The 1,571-nt window shown below is 45.1% G+C and carries 1 protein-coding gene; it reads left to right on the forward strand.

The genetic code is table 11. The features are described 5' to 3' along the window. The first annotated feature begins 47 nt into the window (after positions 1-47). On the forward strand, positions 48-1,436 hold the full coding sequence (locus G1O98_RS38125; protein WP_175587035.1) for a hemolysin family protein: 1,389 nt from the start codon (positions 48-50) through the stop codon (positions 1,434-1,436). The last annotated feature ends 135 nt before the right edge of the window (positions 1,437-1,571 follow it).

Below are 1,571 nucleotides of genomic sequence, written 5' to 3' on the forward strand. Positions count from 1 at the left end.
CCCCTACCTCCCCTACCTCCCCATTCCCTATTCCCTATTCCCCCTAAATGGAGGGCGTGAGTTTTACACGAGCTTTGGCAGTGAGTGGTTTTCCTAATTTGATTTGGACGGATGTGGCGCTGCGGTTGTTGTCAGTGCTACTACTGATTGCCATAAATGCCTTTTTTGTGACGGCGGAATTTTCGATGGTGAGCGTGCGGCGATCGCGTATTCACCAGTTAGTTAAGGCTGGGGATATTCCAGCGATCGCTGTCGAAATGCTACAACGTAGTATAGACCGACTACTATCTACCACTCAGTTAGGCATTACCCTTTCTAGTTTGGCGCTGGGATGGATTGGCGAAAGCACAATTGTTGTGCTGGTGAATACCTGGTTAAGATCCTGGCCTTTACCTAGTGGGATGACTAACTTCCTCGCCCATTCCCTATCAATTCCCATCGCTTTTTTCTTAATTGCCTATTTGCAAATTGTGGTCGGAGAACTATGTCCCAAATCCTTAGCCATGCTGTACTCAGAACAGCTAGCGAGGTTTTTGGGGCCTTCGGTAAAAGCGATCGTGCGTTTTTTTGGCCCCTTCATCTGGATTCTCAACCAATCAACTCGTTTTTTATTGCGGATTTTTGGTATCCAATACACAGGTCAAGGCTGGAGACCGCCTGTAACTCCTGAAGAATTGCAACTGATTATCTCTACAGAATGGGGATCTACTGGTTTACAGCGTGCGGAACGAGAACTGCTCAATAATGTCTTTGAGTTTGGGGATGTCATGGCCCAAGATGTGATGATCCCGCGCACCAGTATTATCACGCTGCCAAAAGATGCTACCTTCCAGATATTACTTAGAGAAATGGCTGCTACTGGTTACTCACGCTACCCCGTGATTGGTGAATCTTTAGACGATGTTCGCGGCATTGTTTATTTTAAAGATTTGGCACAACCTTTAGCTATGGGAAAGCTCAGTTTAGAGACACAGATCCAACCTTGGATGCGTCCCGCTCGGTTTGTTCCCGAACACACACCCTTGAGTGAACTTTTGCCCATGATGCAGCAAGAGAAACCCGCTATGGTCATGGTAGTAAATGAATTTGGCGGTACTGTGGGACTCGTGACAATCAAAGATGTCATTGCCGAAATCATCGGCGATGCAAGCGAACCTGAAAGCAGTGACGACTTACTAATCCAGATGTTAGATGAGCAGAAATTTTTGGTGCAGGCACAAATCAACCTCGAAGACCTCAACGAGGTTTTGCGTCTCAATTTGCCCCTGACAAGAGAATATCAAACACTAGGAGGCTTTCTGTTGTATCAGTTACAGAAAATTCCGTCCATTGGCGAAACCTTCTGTTATGAAAATCTCGAATTCACTGTGGTATCAATTGTTGGCCCACGCCTGCATCAAATTCAACTGCGACGCTTAGAAGAAGTTAGGAGTTAAGAGTTAACCTGAAAAACATGTAAGTTACATAATCGAATTAAATCAAACTCTTGTAAGGTGAGCATCTTGCCCGCCCTAATTATGCAAGTCAAATGGGGAATATATGATGAATTATTAACTCCTCACTCCTAACTT

Source organism: Nostoc sp. UIC 10630, from assembly GCF_010747425.1.
In the GTDB taxonomy this organism is placed as follows: domain Bacteria; phylum Cyanobacteriota; class Cyanobacteriia; order Cyanobacteriales; family Nostocaceae; genus Nostoc.